General features: G+C 68.1%; 16 protein-coding genes. 8 read left to right on the plus strand and 8 right to left on the minus strand.

All coding sequences use genetic code 11. From position 1 onward, the window contains the following. Positions 1–1293 (plus strand): hypothetical protein, encoded by a 1293-nt coding sequence (locus J1792_RS18730; protein WP_086566352.1) that lies wholly within the window; start codon positions 1–3, stop codon positions 1291–1293. A 90-nt stretch (positions 1294–1383) separates the two neighbouring features. After that, positions 1384–2475, plus strand: coding sequence for an IS630 family transposase (locus J1792_RS18735; protein WP_207247852.1), 1092 nt, complete (start codon positions 1384–1386; stop codon positions 2473–2475). Between the two features lie 4 nt (positions 2476–2479). Here the strand turns inward: J1792_RS18735 and J1792_RS18740 are convergent, their stop codons facing one another. Further along, positions 2480–2911, minus strand: coding sequence for an acyl-CoA thioesterase (locus J1792_RS18740; RefSeq protein WP_207247853.1), 432 nt, complete (start codon positions 2909–2911; stop codon positions 2480–2482). Positions 2912–2995: 84 nt separating this feature from the next. Between J1792_RS18740 and J1792_RS18745 the strand changes: the two genes are divergently transcribed. After that, on the plus strand, positions 2996–3508 hold the full coding sequence (locus J1792_RS18745) for a hypothetical protein (RefSeq protein WP_207247854.1): 513 nt from the start codon (positions 2996–2998) through the stop codon (positions 3506–3508). A gap of 43 nt (positions 3509–3551) precedes the next feature. Here J1792_RS18745 and J1792_RS18750 read toward each other — a convergent pair whose 3' ends face one another. The 3 genes from J1792_RS18750 to J1792_RS18760 form a co-directional block, all read right to left on the minus strand. Next, on the minus strand, positions 3552–4847 hold the full coding sequence (locus tag J1792_RS18750; RefSeq protein WP_086566356.1) for a nucleotidyl transferase AbiEii/AbiGii toxin family protein: 1296 nt from the start codon (positions 4845–4847) through the stop codon (positions 3552–3554). Next, complete coding sequence (locus tag J1792_RS18755; RefSeq protein ID WP_242646302.1) at positions 4844–5245, minus strand: hypothetical protein; 402 nt, start codon at positions 5243–5245, stop codon at positions 4844–4846. Before J1792_RS18755 ends, J1792_RS18750 begins: the two co-directional genes overlap by 4 nt. A 301-nt stretch (positions 5246–5546) precedes the next feature. Then, positions 5547–6014 (minus strand): hypothetical protein, encoded by a 468-nt coding sequence (locus J1792_RS18760; RefSeq protein ID WP_207247855.1) that lies wholly within the window; start codon positions 6012–6014, stop codon positions 5547–5549. Between the two features lie 73 nt (positions 6015–6087). Between J1792_RS18760 and J1792_RS18765 the strand changes: the two genes are divergently transcribed. After that, positions 6088–7530 (plus strand): recombinase family protein, encoded by a 1443-nt coding sequence (locus J1792_RS18765; protein WP_086566358.1) that lies wholly within the window; start codon positions 6088–6090, stop codon positions 7528–7530. A gap of 984 nt (positions 7531–8514) precedes the next feature. Here J1792_RS18765 and J1792_RS18770 read toward each other — a convergent pair. After that, positions 8515–8904, minus strand: a complete 390-nt coding sequence (locus J1792_RS18770) for an RNA-binding protein (RefSeq protein WP_143587558.1) — start codon at positions 8902–8904, stop codon at positions 8515–8517. A gap of 451 nt (positions 8905–9355) precedes the next feature. Beyond that, on the minus strand, positions 9356–9940 hold the full coding sequence (locus J1792_RS18775) for an ATP-binding protein (RefSeq protein ID WP_242646303.1): 585 nt from the start codon (positions 9938–9940) through the stop codon (positions 9356–9358). A gap of 117 nt (positions 9941–10057) precedes the next feature. Between J1792_RS18775 and J1792_RS18780 the strand changes: the two genes are divergently transcribed. The 3 genes from J1792_RS18780 (at position 10058) to J1792_RS18790 (ending at position 14173) form a co-directional block, all read left to right on the plus strand. Next, a complete protein-coding gene (locus J1792_RS18780; RefSeq protein WP_086566361.1) occupies positions 10058–10801 on the plus strand; it encodes a helix-turn-helix transcriptional regulator in 744 nt (247 codons plus the stop codon). 2 nt (positions 10802–10803) lie between these two features. Further along, on the plus strand, positions 10804–11274 hold the full coding sequence (locus J1792_RS18785; protein ID WP_086566363.1) for an NUDIX domain-containing protein: 471 nt from the start codon (positions 10804–10806) through the stop codon (positions 11272–11274). A gap of 328 nt (positions 11275–11602) precedes the next feature. Further along, entirely contained in the window at positions 11603–14173 is a 2571-nt protein-coding gene (locus tag J1792_RS18790) for a tetratricopeptide repeat protein (RefSeq protein ID WP_086566364.1), read from the plus strand. 99 nt (positions 14174–14272) lie between these two features. Here J1792_RS18790 and msrA read toward each other — a convergent pair whose 3' ends face one another. Together msrA and J1792_RS18800 are read right to left on the minus strand one after the other, a co-directional pair. Then, on the minus strand, positions 14273–14980 hold the full coding sequence (msrA, locus tag J1792_RS18795; protein WP_207247856.1) for a peptide-methionine (S)-S-oxide reductase MsrA: 708 nt from the start codon (positions 14978–14980) through the stop codon (positions 14273–14275). A 64-nt stretch (positions 14981–15044) separates the two neighbouring features. Continuing rightward, positions 15045–16136, minus strand: a complete 1092-nt coding sequence (locus J1792_RS18800; protein WP_207247857.1) for a hypothetical protein — start codon at positions 16134–16136, stop codon at positions 15045–15047. 123 nt (positions 16137–16259) lie between these two features. Here J1792_RS18800 and J1792_RS18805 point away from each other — a divergent pair, with 123 nt between their 5' ends. Further along, positions 16260–17405 (plus strand): cystathionine gamma-synthase, encoded by a 1146-nt coding sequence (locus tag J1792_RS18805; RefSeq protein ID WP_086574922.1) that lies wholly within the window; start codon positions 16260–16262, stop codon positions 17403–17405. Positions 17406–17466: the final 61 nt, after the last annotated feature.

Below are 17466 nucleotides of genomic sequence, written 5' to 3' on the forward strand. Positions count from 1 at the left end.
ATGGCTCCACCGGGAGAGAACCAGGCCCTGCAGACCGCCTTCGAGGCGTGGATCGTCAGGCAGCAGAACAACGCGAGGATCCTGGGCAAGGGCCTGCTGGAGATGGAAGACGCCCTGGCCAACGGCACCAAGCAACTCGGCGATTACTACGGGCCCACCCTGGAGGAAACTGTCGAGGAGCATCTGCAGTCCCTCCGTCAGGCCTTCTCCGCCGCGCAGGCCGACCTGCATGCCGCCGTGGAGGCCGGGGCCGCCGGGTTCAAGGAATTCCTCGCCAACACGGCGAAGTGGTCCCCCCAGGCGATCGCCGCGTTCCTGCAGGACAACGCCACCAAGGTCGGCGGCCTGGGAACCGCTGCCCGCGTCGCCGCCGGCCGCGTGGCGACGGCGGCCCCCGCCGCCGGTGCCGACGCGGCGACGATCGCACCGGGCGCGACCGCCCCCGGCGCGGCAGCCGGCGAAGGAGCCGCCGCAGGCGAGGGGGCCGCACTCGGTGAGGGCGCCGCGGCGGGCGAAGGAGCCGCCCTTGGTGAGGGCGCCGCAGTCGGTGAGGGCGCCGCCGTGGGCGAAGGCGTCGCCGTCGGCGAAGGCATCGCCGCGGGCGAGGCCGTCGCGGCAGGCGAAGCCGTGGGCGGTGCGGCCGCCGCCGAGGGCGTGGGCGGCATCGCGGGGCTCGGCCTCGGCTCACTGCTCACGGGCGGCGTGATCATCCTGGCGCTCGCCGGCGGGGCGGTCTACCTCTGGAACCGCACCCACCAGGAGGCGCCTGCGCACCCGCCGTCCGCCCCGGCCCCGCAGCAGCCCGGCAACCCCGCGCCGGGGAACCCCTCGTCGCCCCAGCCGTCGAACCCGTCCAACCCCTCGAACCCGCAGCCCGCCGCTCCCACGAACTTCGACGTCAACGGGACGTACAACGGCACCCTGAACGGTGCTCGTTGCGAACAACCCGAGTGCTTCGTGACGATCACCAAGCAGTCCGATCCCTCCGGACCGGGCCCCGACGAGGCCGGGCACATCACCGTCACCCTCACCGAGGTGAACTACACCCCGGCGTTCACCGGGGTGGCCAGCACCGTGAACGAGACGCTGGGACCGATGGACGCGAAGCTGCTCCAGGACGGCACCGTCCAGGGTTCGGGCACGACGACGGACACCGACACCAGCCCCGGCGGCAATACCCGGACCGGGCCGTACACGATCAGCGGGAACATCGCCAACGGTACGACCGGGTCGCCCTCCTACACCCTCACCCTGACCCTGGACGGCCAGTACAGCCTCACGGGCACGCGCTGAGCGCCCCGTAGGGGCGCCGTGGTGCCGCATGACGAAGATCCGCCGGACAGGCCCTAGTGACCTGAGTCGGAGATTTGTCGTTGGTTCGGTATGAGTCGTCCGGGTCCGAAGATTCCGCCGTTGTCGGTGACTGATGCCCAGCGGGCTGTGCTGGAGGGCTGGGTGCGTCGTCGCACGACCGCCCAAGCCCTGGCTCAGCGGTCGCGGATCGTGCTGGAGTGTGCCGAGGGGCACTCGATCATGGAGGTGTCCCGGCGTCTGCGGATCACGCCGGACACGGTCCGCACCTGGCGGCGCCGCTTCCTCGACCGTGGGCTGGACGGCCTGTGTGACGACCCGAGGCCCGGTGTTCCCCGGAAGATCACCGACGCCGATGCCGAGCGCGTCATCGTCAAGACGCTCGAGGAGACGCCCAAGAACGCCACGCACTGGTCGACCAGGTCCATGGCGGCGGCCACGGGGATGTCACAGTCGACGGTCTCGCGGATCTGGCGGGCGTTCGCCCTGGCCCCGCACCGGTCGCAGACGTTCAAGCTGTCCACCGACCCGCTGTTCATCGACAAGGTCCGCGACGTCGTCGGCCTCTACCTCGACCCGCCGGAGAAAGCACTCGTCCTCTGCGTGGACGAGAAGTCGCAGATCCAGGCCTTGGACCGGTCTCAGCCTGTGCTGCCGATGGTGCCCGGCATCCCCGAGCGGCGAAGCCATGACTACGTCCGTGCCGGCACCACCACCCTCTTCGCCGCCCTGGAAGTGGCAACCGGAAAAGTCATCGGATCCCTGCACCGGCGCCACCGGGCAGCGGAGTTCAAGAAGTTCCTCACCAAGCTCGACCGGGAGGTCCCCGACGGTCTCCAGGTGCACCTGATCCTGGACAACTACGCGACCCATAAGACACCCGACATCAAGCGGTGGCTGCTGGCCCACCCACGGTTCCACCTGCACTTCACACCCACGAGCGCGTCGTGGCTGAACCTGGTGGAACGGTGGTTCGCCGAGCTGACCCAGAAGAAGCTCAAGCGAGGCGTCCACCGCTCCGTCCAAGCCCTCGAACGCGATATCCGTGCCTGGCTCACCGACTGGAACGAGCAACCCAGACCCTTCATCTGGACCAAGACAGCCGACGAGATCCTCGACAAAGTCGCCAACTACTGCCGAAGAATCTCCGACTCAGATCACTAGGCCCTCAGACGCCTCGGATGCCGAGGACGCGCATGTCGGCCGCCAGGGCCTCGAAGTGCGCCGCCGGGTCGCTCACCAGCCGGCGCGTGTGCAGGTCCAGCAGCCCGCCCACGCTCGTGACGTCGGCGGCCGGCGTCCCGTCGGCCTTCGTCAGCCTCTGCTCGACCCGGAACGTCTTCCCGCCCTCCCAGGAGAACGCGCAGCTCACCCGCACCTCGTCGCCCGCCCGCAGCTCCCGGTGGAACCGCAGGTTCGTCTCCAGGTTCACCGGCCCCACCCCCTTCTCCAGCAGCGCGCTCTGCCGCACCCCGGCCGCCTCCAGGCACGCCCAGCGGGCGTGTTCGGCGTACTGCATGTAGACGCTGGTGTTCAGGTGGCCCTGGGAATCGGTCTCGTAGCCACGAACGGTGACGGTGACGCTGAAGGAATCGCTCATGGCCCCTCCAACCTTCGCGGGACGGTGGCGCATTCCCGTCGGTGGGCCCCGGCCTGATGCCCGCCGGTGGCTAGGGTCGCCCCCGTGATCGCTGTCCTCGCCGCCATGATCACCGCGGTCGTGGGTGTTCTCGGCACCCTCTTCGCTCCGCTGGTGACCCACCGCGTCTCGGCCCGCCGGCGGGCCGAGGAGGTGCGGATGGAGGAGGCGCGGCGGTGGTTCGAGGAGCGCCGCGCCGTCTATGCGGCCATGAACCGCGCCTCACGGCAGTTCCACACCCTCCTGAAGGACGCCTTCCACCGCCTGCGCGACGGCGTGTACACCGACCGCGACCGTGAGCAGCTCGAAGAGGCGCGGCTCGACCACCGCGACCGCTACGCCGAGGCGCAGTTGATCGCCGCCGAGGTCGTGCTGGCGGCGTCCCGGCATGTGAACGAGGTCCTCGCCGACGCGGACGCCGTCGCCAAGCGTCTCGACCGCGGCGTCGCGCGCGAGGGGGAGAACGTGGAGCAGGCGCTGCTCGACCTGAAGGAGGCCGAGCCGCGCCTGACGTCGATGCGGCGGGTGATGCGGGAGAACCTGGGCATCACGGACTGAGACCGTACGTGCTGACGTACGGGGTGACGGAGAAGCAGGCGCCCTACGTACGGTCGCTTTCGGCCGCCTCCAGGCGGGTGGCCGTCTCGTGGGGGCCGCCGGTCCAGCCGGTGGGGAACGGGCGGTATTCGCGGTCGAAGCGGGTGGCGCGGAAGGTCGCGAGCACGTCGGCGGTCCGGTGCAGGGTGTGTTCGTCGCGGCCGAGGAGTTCGCGTACGGCCACGAGCGCCTCCACGACGGGCACGTGCCGGCAGGCGAACCACTCCGCCACGGCGTCCATGCCGCCCGCCTCGAGCTCGTCGCGCAGCGTCCGCTTCAGGTCCTCGCAGACGGCGGCCAGTTGCGCGTACGGCCCGTCCTCGGCGGGGGCGAAGGTGGGGGCGAGGGCGATGGCCAGGCGGGTCAGGTAGCCGGCGCCGGTGTCGGCGAGCCGGGGACGGTCCTTGGCGTACTCGTCCCAGTCGGCCTCGGCGGCCTGGGAGAGGATCCAGCCGAGGTCGCAGGGCTCGCCCTCGGCCAGGAGCACCCGGTTCAGCAGCTCGTGCGACAGCCGGGTGTCCGCGTCCTCGGCGAGGAGCACCGCGTCGTAGAGGTCCTTGGCCTCGGGGTGGTGGTCCGTCACCAGCCAGAGGATCTTCCACGCGAGCGACACCTCGCGGCTCGCCGTCATGAGGGCCGTGCCGTCGGCCGGCACGGCGGGGGCGGGCAGCTTCTCGTTGAAGACGAAGTCGAGCTGGACCGTGCCCGCCGGTATGCCGTCGTCCTCCGCCGACCAGGGCAGCACGAGACGGCGGCCCGGCACCCGGTCGTACGTCCAGATCTCGTCGCTCACCGCGCCGGCGGCGTCGATACGGACCGGCCCGCCCGCCGTCCGCTCCTCGGCGGCGCGGGCGATGTCGTCGAGCATCGCGTCGGTGCGCTCGTCCTCGAGCCGCCAGGTGCCGGGTACGACCACGAAGTCCAGGTCACCGGGCTCGCGGGCCGCGTCCCCGTACCAGGTGGCGAGCAGCATGCTGCCGCGCAGCACCAGGTGCCCGGCCCACGCGGACCCGGCCACCGCCGCCAGCGTCTCCTCCAGGGCCAGCCGCCGGGCCGCGTACCAGGCCCCGCCCCTGCGCTCGTCCGCGAACTGCGGCTCGCTCAGCCGCATGCCCAGCCTGCGGTGGTTGACCGCCGGGTCGTACGCCGGACGCTGCAGCACGCCGTCGCCGGCCACCGGGCGCAGTGTCAGCGGCAGGTCCTGCTTCGCGCGCGTCGCCTCGTCCGGCGGCGTCTGCGGGACGACCGTGTCGTCGTCCCACGGCCCGTAGTCGAACCGCTCCCACGGTGTCGCCGTCATCTCCCCGTACCCTCCTCGTCGATCCACCCCGCGTCGAGCGACTCGTCGCTGTCGTGCACGACGAACTCCCGCTCGACCGAAACGATCTCATCGCAGCGCGTGCGCAGCGCCGTCACCAGCGCCTCCAGCCGCTCCTGTGCCGTGCGGCCGCCGACCAGCCGGCACCGCTGGGTGACGAACCGCTCGGCGCGACCGTCCGCGCGCACCCGGCGGGCGTTGCGCGAGAGGTGGGCGGCGCGCCGGGAGGCGACATCCGCGAGCGCGGCGGTGTCCGCGCCGGGCGCGAGCAGCAGCTTCACGTGGTGCTCGAAGTAGTAGCGCCCCCCGAGCGCCACGGCCTCCTCGTCGGTGCCCGGCACGCCCTCGGCCCACGGGGTCGCCTCGATCTTCGTCCGCACGACGTCGAACCCGTCCTCCCGCAGCGCGCGAGCGGCCTCCTCGCTCCTCCAGCGCCCCGTGCCCCCGCAGCGTGAGCATCGGCTGGCTGGGCGTCCGCCCCCGCTCGAGCACGATGTGTGTGAACTTCACGCCGCGCGCCCCCGCGTGCGCCTCGAGAGCGGCCACGTCGGCGGGATCGTCGGCACGGACGGTGATGTGCGCCTCGAAGTCGCCGCTGAAGCCGTTGAAAGTGATGGTGGGGGAGGAGGTGGTGGTCGGTATCACCGCCAGATGATCTCAGGCGGCTCCCCAGGAGCGCCCCTACTTGGGGTGAGGGCCCAGCGCTTCCGCCCACGGGTAGACGTAGCGGTTGGCGGCGCGGTCGAAGGTGACGGCGAGTGCGTGGGGCGGCAGGTCGAATTCCTGCTCTGCCCAGAGGAGGAGGGCGGCCGCCAGGCCTTCCGGCTGGTAGTCCGTCTCGGGGAAGCGCACATGGTGGACCGTGACGAGGGTGTGCGGGCCCGGCGCGGCGGCGGTGAGGGCGGGGGCCGCCAGGGTCAGGCCGTGGCGGAGCCAGGCCGCTTCTCCGGGGGACAGCCGTGTTCCCTGGCGGTCCGTGGGCGGGTGGGTGAGGACGGGGGTGGCGTCGAGCCACACCCCGTCCGAGACCTGGTCGCCGCAGGCCGTCGGTCGGCCGCTCGTGGCCGCCGAGGCCGTCAGCTCGATCCAGATGCCCCAGGGGCCCTCAAGCAGCCGGTACCTGGTGGTACGCGGAGGTTTCTCAGGCATCCGGGGCCGGAGCCTCGGCGATGCCGATCGGGCAGGAAACGCCCGTCCCTACGGGGGTGTAGCTATGTGACCCATGACGACACGAGCTGCGATCTACGTGCGGATCAGCCAGGACCGGGGCGGCGCCGGGCTGGGCGTCGCGCGCCAGGAAGAGGACTGCCGGGCGTTGTGCGCCCGCAAGGGATGGGACGTGGTCGACGTCTACCCGGACAACGACGTCAGCGCGTACTCCGGAGCCCCGCGCCCTAAGTGGCGGGAGCTCATGGAGGACATCGACCAAGGGCTCGTCAACGCGGTGGTGTGCTGGCACGTGGACCGTCTTACGCGATCACCGCGCGAATTGGAAGACGTGATCGATTTAGCGGACAGGCGCGGCCTGGAGCTGGCGACCGTCAGCGGTGAGATCGACCTCGCGACTCCGACCGGTCGTTTGATCGCGCGCATGCTTGGAGCCGCCGCCCGGCATGAAGCCGAGCACAAGGCCGAGCGTCAGCAGAGGCAGCGCCGCCAGGCTGCGGAAGCGGGAAGGGTTGCCGGTGGGGGCAAACGGGCATTCGGCTACGAGAACGACCGGATCACCATCCGCGAGAGCGAAGCCGAGCAGGTCCGGGAGGCAGCACGCCGGACGCTGGCAGGGGAGAGCCTGGCCAGCATCTGCCGGGACTGGAAGGGCCGGGGGCTCGTCACGGCGGCCGGGATTCCCTGGAGGGTCAGTGGGATGCGCCGCCTGCTCGCGTCCGCGAGGATCAGCGGGCGGCGGGAGCACACGCCGCGCAGCTCGTGGGAGCGCACCCGTCCGCTGGTGGGGGAGATCGTCAGCGACGCTGTGTGGCCGGGAATCATCAGCCACGAGGACTCGGACCGGTTGCGGGCGTTGCTGAGCGACCCGACCAGGCGTACGCACGATGGCGGCGGGCGTACCTACCTACTGTCGGGCATTCTCCGGTGCGGCAAGCCGACTGGGGAGCCGGAGAAGGCATGTGGGTGGGGCATGGTCGGCCGCCCTCGCTCCGGGGTACCGCGCTACGTATGCCCCAACACGCCCGGCACGGAGGCATGTGGAGGTACGGCGACGAACGCCGAGCGGACGGACGAGCACGTCCGGGACATGGTCCTGGCGGCGTTCGATTCGCCCACCTTCATGAAGCGGCTTCGGGAATCGGACGAGGACGGGAGCGAGCTCTACGAAAGGGTGCGGGCCGATGAGGAGGAGCTGGAGGAACTGGCCGCCGACTTCGGTGCGCGGAGGATCTCGCGCAAGGAGTGGATGATGGCTCGTGAGCCGGTCCAGGAGCGTCTGGAACGCGACCGGGTCAAGCTGGCGAAGATCTCGTCCCAGGCGGTCCTGTTGGGATTCGTCGGCAGCTATGAGGACATGCAAGCCCGCTGGAAACACATGAACCACTCACAGCGGCGTGCGGTGCTCTCGTCTGCGATACGGGCTGTGCACGTGAGGCCTGCGAACCCGCGCAAGCGATGGGATCCGGAGCGGTTCGTCATCGACTGGGTCGTTTGAGATGAGAACGCGCGGTGGGGGAATCGGACGGTACGAGTCTGAAGACCCGCGCCGCGCGTTCGATCACTGCCAGATCTTCGATGACCGGCGGAAGCCCTTGGCGAGCGCGGGACGCGGCGACGCGATGGCGGAGTTCATCGGGAACCAAGAGGCCCCCAGGAGTGAACTGCTGTGTGCGCGTCGGTGCTGAGAGCGGTGGGCAACGGGCGACCTCCAGGGCGTTGTCAGCGGGCGGACCGCGCGGCTCATGGGCTGGGTCCTTCCTCTTGGGCCGACTTCCGTCGGCGCGCTGTCGCACCTGGCGCAGGTGCTGCCGTTGTCACTCGTCCTTACATGCTCCCAAGGTGCCCCCAAGGACACCAGCCGATATCCGATGCCCTGCGGTCGAACGGAATCGGGTGCCTTGATCCCTGCACCAGCCCAGTGCCGCCGCGTCGTGTCGCTGGTTGGGGGATCGGTCCAACTTTTCTTTACTTCCTCAAGGGCGCGCCCAGAGGCGCGCCGGCGGTCCGGGCGCCCCTGCGGGCTGCGGCCTGGCGGCCGGTCCCTCCGGACGCCCACCGCCACACCCCGCACGCGCTGACGCCACAAGGCGACCGACTCGCTCCCGATGGGGCGGCAGCGCTGAGCGGTTCACATGGCGGGTGATGTGCCGACCGCCCGCATCGTCGTTGCGCGCGCCAACGAGGCTGGTAGCGAGGGGACGGGTGGGGGCGCAGGCCCGGAGACCGGGCCTGCGGCGCCGTAGGAGTTGGGCGCCGTACTCCCGCCGTCACGGATGCGGGCCCGTGAGGAGACCGCGCTGCCCGTCCGTGGCTGAGGGGGAGCTGGCAGCTGCCGCGCTGTGGCCGCGCCCGTCGTGGGCGCTCCGCTCGGCGCGCCACCATCGTGGCCGAGCGTCTGGCCATCGCGAGGAACCGTGCCTCGGGCACAGACGCAGCGCTATAACTGCTGCGTACAACACGGCCTGGTCAGCCTCAGTCCTCAGCCCGCCTCCCGCAGATCTTCGCGCCGCACCAGTTCGGCAACCGCCTGTACGGTCCCCACCGGCCACAACAGCCGCACGACCCCGGAGCCGTCCGCCCGCGTCTGCGCCGTGGCGATCGCGTCCCTGAGGTCCACGCCAGCGCGACCCAAGGCGTCACTCAACTCGGCGGCCGCATCCTGCGCTTCCCGCCAGCCGCTGACGTAGTCCACGTCCGGCACCCAGATCACAGCGTCAGGGTCGAACTCCGTACTCGCGGTCTCGAACGCCTCATCCCCGGGCCCGAACATCACTTGCCACCCCTCACGTTGGCTGGTTCTGGATTTCGAGGGGCCGTGCGTCTCATAGGAACACGACAACAGCCCCGGTACCATCGGCACCGGGGTCATGTGAGATCCCTCGCCGGACCACCCTGTGCCTGCAAGCTGAGGGGTGGTCCGGCTTTTTTATGGGTGTGCGGTCCGGCTCCTCTTACCAGGAGCCGAACCGCCGGCGGGGCAGAAAGGACGAAAACCCCCGCCGTCCCTCCTCGAGCGCGCCAGCAAGCTGGCCACCCCAATGCATTCAGGCCGGTCAGGTTGCACTGGAGTGTGTCGTCATGCGCTCGAGGCGGTCTGAGGGTGGAAGCCGCAGAGCTCCCCCAGCTTGCGCTAGAGGGCAACTTCCAGTGATTTCGTTGCCGACACCCGCATGGCTGGGCCGGACTTGAAGACCAGGACGACTTCATCGCGGAGTCGTTGATCGTGTCGCACAGCGAGGACCTCGCGTCGCTCGCCCCGTTCCATCACAATGTCTCCGCGCTGGAGACGGCGCGCCCAAACCCGCATGTCGTGTCCCTCCTCAGTCGTTGAGGTCCCAGCGGCAAAACACCGTCTTCCCGCCTCGATCTTCAGGCGCCCACCACAGCGCATCGACCAGGTGGTGAATGATGTGCATGCCCCGCCCAGAGTCCGGGAGCACCGCCTCGGGCAGGTCGACGGCGAGGCGCGGGGAGAAGGGCTCCCCACGCGGGAACGTGGGCGGGCTGGAGTCTTCATCGCCCACGCCGATGAAGAGCCACTTCGGCCATTTCGTCATGGTGATGTCGATCTGGCGGCGGCCGTCGGGGCGTACCAGGTGGTCATCGGGTACGGCGTGGTAAACGACGTTGCCGACCAGCTCTGACACGACCAGCCGCGCATCATCCGCGAGCACGACGAGCCCCCAGGCCTTCAGGGTGGCCGCCACCAGGCAGCGCGCGTCCCGCGCCGTGTCGTGGGAGTCGGCGCAGAGTGTGAACCCACGGAAGCGCTCTTTGGGCGGGCGCGACGTTGAGGCACCGAGGGCGAGGACCGACGGAGGCTTTTCCTCACGCATCGTCCATGCACGCCGCTGCCCGGCATCTGATGTCGGCGCCACCCCTTGTGGGGCTCTCTTGTGGCTCATACAGGGAGGATCGCGCCGTCCATCAGGACGGGGATACCTCCCCCAAAAGTCATTCCGGGACGTCCCGCACGCGGTAGAACGTCCCTAGTGGTGTCCCCAACGACGGGAGAGACTGTGATGACGAACGAAAGACTGCGAGCCGCCATGGCAGCCGGAGGGTGGACGTACGCCTCCCTCGCGGAGAAGGCGGAAGTTGACCCCAAGTCCGTTGAGCGATGGGTGAATCAGAGCCGCACACCGCGCCGCGTGACAGCTCTGCGGGCGGCGGAGACCTTAGGAGAAGACGTGCACGCACTGTGGCCGGCGCTCCGGCAGGCACGTGCCGCACGCGCCGTCAGCCCTGAGTTGGTAGCTCTCTACGATCAGCGCGCGGACGTTCCGGTTTCCCGGTTCACCGACCTGTTCGCCCAGGCCCGCGAGCACATCGACATGCTCGTCTATGCCGCAGTCTTCCTGCACGAGGCGTACCCCCGCCTGAATGATCTCCTTCGTGAGCGTGCCGCCGAAGGATGCTCGGTCCGGATCGCGTTGGGCGACGCCGACAGCGAGAACGTCAGGCAACGTGGCGAGGAGGAGCGGTTCGGCCACGGCATCGAGTCCAGGTGCCGACTGGCGCTGATGCATTGCCGGCCGTTGGTCGGGATACCCGGCATCGAGATCCGGACCCACGGAACGACGCTGTACAACTCCCTCTACCGGGCAGATGATCAACTACTGGTCAATGCCCACATCTGGGGAGCGAACGCGTTCGCAGCACCCGTCTGGCACCTCCGCCGCCACGGTGACGGAGGGATCTTCGACACCTACGCACAGAGCTTCGACGCGGTGTGGGCGACAGCGACGCCCGTCCAGGAGGAGTGACCGTGTCCCGCACCGAGTACTACGACGACCCGGAGGGCCCCGAGCCCAACAGCATGGTCGTGGCTGCCTCTGCCGTCGTCACCGACAAGCAAGGCCGCATCTTGCTCCAGCGGCGGCGCGACAACGATCTGTGGGCCCTGCCCGGCGGCGGCATGGAGATGACCGACTCCCTCCCCGGCACGGCCGTGCGCGAGGTCAAGGAGGAGACCGGGCTGGACGTGGAGATCACGGGGCTGGTCGGCACCTACACCGACCCGCGCCACGTGATCGCCTACTCCGACGGGGAGGTACGGCGGCAGTTCAACGTCTGCTTCACCGCACACGTGACGGGTGGAGAGCTCGCGATCTCCGACGAGTCCACCGAGTTGCGGTTCGTCCACCCCGACGAGATCGCCAAGCTCCCCATGCACCACACCCAGCAGCTCCGCATCCAGCACTTCCTAGAGCATCGGGAGCGCCCCTACCTGGGGTGAAGCCCCCCGAGGTCAGCCCTCCGCAGGCGCGATCCCCATCGGGCAGCTCACGCCCGTGCCAGCTGTACCGGCCCGCCTGTACGCAGCGCAAACTCTGCATACTTCTCGTCGCCCTCACAGCAGCACCTCCACAAGCTATCTGTTCCAGTGTCATTAAGGAACTAAACGAAAGAAGCGTGGCATCCGCCTGCATCAGCCCAGGAGGGCTTTATCGTCCGGGCCACGTGCACGGACAGGAGCCTTACGGAGCGCACGGTTTTGGTGCTCGCAGATGCGCTAGAGAGCCTCTAGGCGCACAGTGGACGTAGAGGTCCCTGAGTGCCAGGAGATGTTCGCCGTTATGTTTGGGAATCTGACACGGACGCTGCAATGGAATGCGAAGCCAGTGCGGCGTAAGAAAATAAATAAACTGATCGATGCAACACGCTGGGATGAGGCAGAGGATGCGGCGCAGGCGCTAGTGGAAGCCTATCCCGATGACCCTGGCTCGTACGTAGAGCTTGGGCGCGTTTTTGGCGCTGAAGCGAGATATGAAGAATCGCTGTATGCCTTCGAACAGGCCCTCCAACGCGACTCGCGGAATAGGGATGCGCTGTTCTTTAGTGTAGCGTCTCTAGGAAATCTGAAGCGCTGGGGTGAGGCAGAAAAGGCAGCGCGGATTCTGAAGGAGTCTTATCCCGACGAAATTGCTGCACGGTGCGCCTTTGCAGATGTTCTGGAGAAGGAAAAGCGATACGAGGACGCGTTGTTGGAAGCCGAGGAAATTCAGTTCCGCGACTCGGGATCGAGATTTGGGATTTCTCTTCACGTAGATGCCCTTTATGGATTGCGTCACTGGGACGAAGCAGAGGCTAAGGCGCAGGATCTGGTCAGCCGATACCCTCGTGAGTCGCAACCGCAGCTTATCCTCGGCAAACTGTTTCATGCCCAGGGGCGGTATGGGGATGCGTTGTCATCTTTCCAAAAAGGACTCTCCCTCGATCGCACAAATAAGGAATTGCTGAAATGGCGTATCAAGAGCCTGCGGGCCCAACATCGCTGGAGAGAAGCTGAAACGGCCGCACGTGAGGCTATTCAACTCCTACCAAATTCCCCAGAACCGTACGTAGAGTTTGCCAAGGTGTTTGTCGCTGAAGGTAGAAATGAGCGGGCGCTCAAGCATGTGGAACGCTCACTCGAACTAGACTCGCTTCACCCCTCAGTGCACTCACTGCATGTTGATGTCCTTCTGAATCTCTTGCGTTTCGAGGATGCTCAGGCCGCTGCTCAAGAGTATGTAGATCAACACCCTCAGTCATTTGAGGCTAGGACGGCACTGGGTCGCGTTTTGTTCAAACGTCATGATTACGTGAAGGCCCTTGATGAATACGATAGGGCACATTCTCTGAATCCAGTTGAGGATGAGGCTGTAGCAGGCATGTCCGCAGCTCTCCGCTCGACGCACCGTTTCGCGGAGGCGGAACGTCTGATGGCTGCTGCATGCGCACAATATCCTCAGGCAGTGGGACTCCAGGCTGAGCTCGCCGAGGTTTACTGCGATCGCCGTGATTACAAAAAAGCCCAGGAGGTATTCCGCGGACTGCTCTCAATCGCGATCAGCTCGGCAGAGCGGGCGGTCGCTTTGCAGGGACTCGGATGGGTAGCCTTCGCTGAGGGAGAGTATGACGATGCTCGAAAGCACTTCGATGACTCTGCTAATTCGTGGCCTCGGCTGAGCGGGGTGAAGACCGCGTTGGCATGGGCGGAGCTGCGGAGGGATAAGCTAAAAGAAGCTGACGTGTTGTGCCACGAGTCCCTGAAGGATGACGCTCGTGATCACTTGGCTCATACCTGCCTGGGCGTGGTTGCCTTCAAACGTGGCGACTGGGCGGACGCAGAATATCATTTTCGCCGTTCTGTCGAAATCGCTCCCTTTGATGGCTCATATGTGGATCTAGGGGCACTGTATGTACAGTTGGCGCGCTACGGAGAGGCGGAGGAATGTTTGCTGCGTGCAACGGAGTTGAATTATTATGACAGCCAGACGCATGTCGAGCTGGGTAACTTGTACCTGCGGCGCTGGGAGGGGAGAAAGGATGGCGACGCTTACCGGAAGGATATGACGCGAGCTGTGAGCGAGTTCCGCCAGGCTCTCAAATTTGACTCGCAGAGTACGGGTGCCGCAATTGGGTTGGCTTTGGCGTTGGCGAGCAACTCGGGTGACATGGGGGCAGCGGAAGAAGTTCTCCATCAAGCGGTGCACATCAGGAAGCCCGGCGGAGATGCTCAACTGCATCTTGCGCTAGCGCGTCTGCTTATTCAGGCTGGGGATGCCCAGCAGAGGAACGATTTGTATGAACAGGCGCTCGTTGAATCCAAGAAAGCAATCAATCGCGGCGCCTCTAATGCTGAAGCGCATTTCATATCGGGGCTGGCGGAGCAGAGACTTGGAAATGTCGCCGATGCAAACGTTCGAATATCGCACAGGCGAAAAGCTAAAATACACTTCAGGAATTGCCGAAACCTTCAGACGGATCATATTGAAGCCGAGCGCGCCCTCCAGCTTCTAGGGCGGGAGGTGCGCGCTGCTTACATAAGCCGAATGGAAAGCCGTGGGCTTGCCATGGTTGCCTTCCTGGCTCTTGTGGCAGTGTGGATCGACTTCGTCTGGAAGCATCATGTCACCGCGACGATGGCAACAACCCTCACGCCTATTTTGGTGGGGATGATTGCCGTCGGTATTTTGATGCCACTGCTGATTCGGCTTAAGCTCCCTGGCGGGTTGGAAGCCCAGCTTTCGGCCAGCCTCGAACAGATCTCATCAGGTCCTATCGGAGACCTTCCGAAGATCCCAATGAGATTTCCTCCTTATGTTGGCCCGCTGGGCTATTTGCCCAATCGAACATCGCCTCGCATGTGAAATTCTTGATACGTTTCGAAGTGAGCGGTGCACACAGTACTTCCTGAGGCGTCGGAGCCACGGGCCGTTCTGCTCAGACAGGGAGCTTCCCACGACCGGCTACATGTCCGTTGTATCTGGTGCCGGGGCGATACCTGTCGGGCAAGACATCCCCCAGCCCTCTTCCGACGGGTCACCCAGCTTGACGCCCGTCCCGCCGATGCCGCAGTAGCCCGCCGGGTTTTTCGAAAGGTACTGCTGGTGGTACGCCTCGGCGTAGTAGAAGGGCCCCGCCGGGTGGATCTCCGTGGTGATGGGGCCGTAGCCGGAGGTGGTGAGGACCGGCTGGTAGGCGTCGCGGGAGGTTTCGGCGGTCTTCTGCTGGGCGGGGGAGTGGGTGTAGACCGCCGAGCGGTACTGGGTGCCCTGGTCGTTGCCCTGGCGGTGGCCCTGGGTGGGGTCGTGGGACTCCCAGAAGATCTTGAGCAGGGTCGCGTAGGGGATCACGGAGGGGTCGAAGACGACGCGGACGGCCTCGGTGTGGCCGGTGAGGCCGCTGCAGGCCTCTTCGTAGGTGGGGTGGGGGGTGTGGCCGCCCTGGTAGCCGACGAGGGTGGTCCAGACGCCTTCGGTCTGCCAGAAGATGCGCTCGGCGCCCCAGAAGCAGCCCAGGCCGAAGTCGGCCACCTCCAGGCCCTCGGGGTAGGGGCCGGCCAGCGGGGTGCCCAGGACGGTGTGGCGTTCCTGGAGGGGGAACTCCGGGGCCGGGCGGCCCGGCAGGGCTTCGGCGGGGGTGGGCAGGCGGGTCTCGCGGCGGCCGAACAGCATGGATGTCTCCAACGTGGGTGCGGCGGGGCGGGCGGCGGGCGTCACCGGCTACAACGGCGGTCGTTCACGCGGAATTCCGGCCGGATTCCCAGCCGGCGACGGCCACCGCGCGGTACGAGGCGTAGGCGGCGACGGGATCCGGCTCGTAGGTCCACGGGATCGCGCCGATGTGGCCGTCGGCCTTGCGGAACTGCTCGAGGGCCTCGCCGTAGCGTTCGGCGCGCACCAGGAACCAGGCGAGCAGGTGGCGGACGTGCGGGAGCACCGGGTGGCTTTCCGGGGCGTGTGTGACGGCGTACTGGGCGGCCTCGACGGCGTCGCGGATCACCACGCTCTGGAACAGGCTGCGCACCAGCTGTACGTCGGGCAGGTGGTCGTACACGGCGAACAGCGGCAGCGCGGGCAGCAGGCTGCCCTGCGGGGCGCTCGCCGCGGCCCGGCGGGCGAAGTCCTCGGCCTGGTTCTGGGAGCCGTGCCATTTCGCGCTCCAGTAGCGCAGGGCGGCCAGATGCGCCCCCATGTGCTGCGGGGCGCGGGCCGTGACGGCCTCCCACGCGGACTGGAACTCCGCCTCGCTCGCGCCCAGCCCGCGCGCCACGCCCAGGCCGGTGATGGCGGGCACGACGTCGCCGGGGGCCAGCCGCTCGGCCTCGGCGCAGACCGTACGGGCCTCCTCGAGGATCATGCGGAAGTCCTGCGAGGAGGGGTCGCGCAGCGCCTGCTGGGCGAGGAACTCGGCCTGCACCATCGCGCCGCCCGCGTCCTCGGGGGCCACCACGCGCCAGTGGCGCAGCCACATGCCGCCGGTGCCGGGGGCCTCGGACAGCTCGCGGACCGCCGCGCCGGCCAGGGTCTGCACCCGCTGCCAGCGCAGCTCGGCCGCGGTGCTGGCGTCGGTGCGGCGCAGCAGGTCGGCGGCGGGCTTCCAGTCCTGGGTGCGGCGGGCCTCGTCGACGGCGGCCAGCAGCTCCGGGTCGGGGCCGGGCAGGCGCACGTCGAGCTGCCCGGGGGGTACGAAGCCGTGGGGGCCGAAGGGGTCCACGGCCGGTCCGGCGCCCGCCGCAGCCGCCTGCCCGGCGCGCCGGCGGCGCAGCGCGGGCATCGCCACGAGGCCGCACACCAGTACGACGAGCAGCAGGATGACGAAAAACTCCATGATTGTCCTGAGGGCTGGAAACGAAGGCCGACGAGGGTACAACGCGACAAACCGGCGGATCGTTCATCCGCACGTTACAAGTGAACAGGAGCGTTCGGCGGAACGGGCAGTACTCTCGGATGGATGAGCGACCAGCACAGCTTCGAGACCCTCGCCATTCACGCCGGGCAGGAGGCGGACCCGCTGACGGGGGCCGTCGTGCCGCCCATCTACCAAGTCTCCACCTACAAGCAGGATGGTGTGGGCGGGCTGCGTGGCGGCTACGAGTACAGCCGCAGCGGCAACCCCACGCGTACCGCCCTGGAAGAGAACCTGGCGGCCCTCGAGGGTGGCGTTCGCGGCCTGGCCTTCGCGTCGGGTCTGGCGGCCGAGGACTGCCTGCTGCGCACGCTGCTCGCGCCCGGTGACCACGTGGTGATCCCGAACGACGCCTACGGCGGTACGTTCCGTCTCTTCGCCAAGGTCGTCGGCCGCTGGGGCGTCGAGTGGTCGGTGGCCGACACCTCCGACCCGGCCGCCGTGCGCGCCGCCATCCGTCCGCAGACCAAGGCGATCTGGGTCGAGACCCCCTCGAACCCGCTGCTCGGCATCACGGACATCGCCGCCGTCGCGGGCGTCGCCCACGAGGCCGGCGCCAAGCTGGTCGTGGACAACACCTTCGCCAGCCCCTACCTGCAGCAGCCGCTCGCGCTGGGCGCGGACGTCGTCGTCCATTCCACCACCAAGTACATGGGCGGTCACTCGGACGTCGTCGGCGGCGCCCTGATCACCTCCGACGCCGGTCTCGGCGAGGAACTGGCCTACCACCAGAACGCGATGGGCGCCGTCGCCGGCCCCTTCGACTCCTGGCTGACGCTGCGCGGCATCAAGACCCTCGCGGTGCGCATGGACCGTCACACCGCCAACGCCGAGCGCGTGGTGGAGCTGCTGGTCGCGCACCCGAAGGTGACGCAGGTGTACTACCCGGGCCTGCCCGAGCACCCGCTGCACGAGGTGGCCGCCAAGCAGATGCGCGCCTTCGGCGGCATGGTGTCCTTCCGCGTCGCGGGCGGCGAGGAGGCGGCGGTCGAGGTCTGCAACCGCGCCAAGCTGTTCACGCTGGGCGAGTCGCTGGGCGGCGTCGAGTCGCTGATCGAGCACCCGGGCCGCATGACGCACGCCTCGGTGGCCGGTTCCCAGCTCGAGGTGCCGGCGGACCTGGTGCGCGCCTCGGTGGGCATCGAGTCGGCGGACGACCTGCTGGCCGACCTCACGCAGGCGCTGGGCTAGCAGCCGGACCGGGGAGCCCGCGCTCCCCGTGGCCGATCCCGCCGCGGGACCGCTTCGGCGG

The sequence above is a fragment of the Streptomyces triculaminicus genome (genome assembly GCF_017349075.1).
Lineage (GTDB): Bacteria > Actinomycetota > Actinomycetes > Streptomycetales > Streptomycetaceae > Streptomyces > Streptomyces triculaminicus.

What these genes read in the sequence shown, in the direction of transcription:
- J1792_RS18730 (WP_086566352.1), top strand. Translation starts at nt 1, where the DNA reads ATGGCTCCACCGGGAGAGAACCAGGCCCTGCAGACCGCCTTCGAGGCG.
- J1792_RS18735 (WP_207247852.1), top strand. Translation starts at nt 1,384, where the DNA reads ATGAGTCGTCCGGGTCCGAAGATTCCGCCGTTGTCGGTGACTGATGCC.
- J1792_RS18740 (WP_207247853.1), bottom strand. Translation starts at nt 2,911, where the DNA reads ATGAGCGATTCCTTCAGCGTCACCGTCACCGTTCGTGGCTACGAGACC.
- J1792_RS18750 (WP_086566356.1), bottom strand. Translation starts at nt 4,847, where the DNA reads ATGACGGCGACACCGTGGGAGCGGTTCGACTACGGGCCGTGGGACGAC.
- J1792_RS18760 (WP_207247855.1), bottom strand. Translation starts at nt 6,014, where the DNA reads ATGCCTGAGAAACCTCCGCGTACCACCAGGTACCGGCTGCTTGAGGGC.
- J1792_RS18765 (WP_086566358.1), top strand. Translation starts at nt 6,088, where the DNA reads ATGACGACACGAGCTGCGATCTACGTGCGGATCAGCCAGGACCGGGGC.
- J1792_RS18770 (WP_143587558.1), bottom strand. Translation starts at nt 8,904, where the DNA reads ATGACCCCGGTGCCGATGGTACCGGGGCTGTTGTCGTGTTCCTATGAG.
- J1792_RS18775 (WP_242646303.1), bottom strand. Translation starts at nt 9,940, where the DNA reads ATGAGCCACAAGAGAGCCCCACAAGGGGTGGCGCCGACATCAGATGCC.
- J1792_RS18780 (WP_086566361.1), top strand. Translation starts at nt 10,058, where the DNA reads ATGACGAACGAAAGACTGCGAGCCGCCATGGCAGCCGGAGGGTGGACG.
- J1792_RS18790 (WP_086566364.1), top strand. Translation starts at nt 11,603, where the DNA reads ATGTTCGCCGTTATGTTTGGGAATCTGACACGGACGCTGCAATGGAAT.
- msrA (WP_207247856.1), bottom strand. Translation starts at nt 14,980, where the DNA reads ATGCTGTTCGGCCGCCGCGAGACCCGCCTGCCCACCCCCGCCGAAGCC.
- J1792_RS18800 (WP_207247857.1), bottom strand. Translation starts at nt 16,136, where the DNA reads ATGGAGTTTTTCGTCATCCTGCTGCTCGTCGTACTGGTGTGCGGCCTC.
- J1792_RS18805 (WP_086574922.1), top strand. Translation starts at nt 16,260, where the DNA reads ATGAGCGACCAGCACAGCTTCGAGACCCTCGCCATTCACGCCGGGCAG.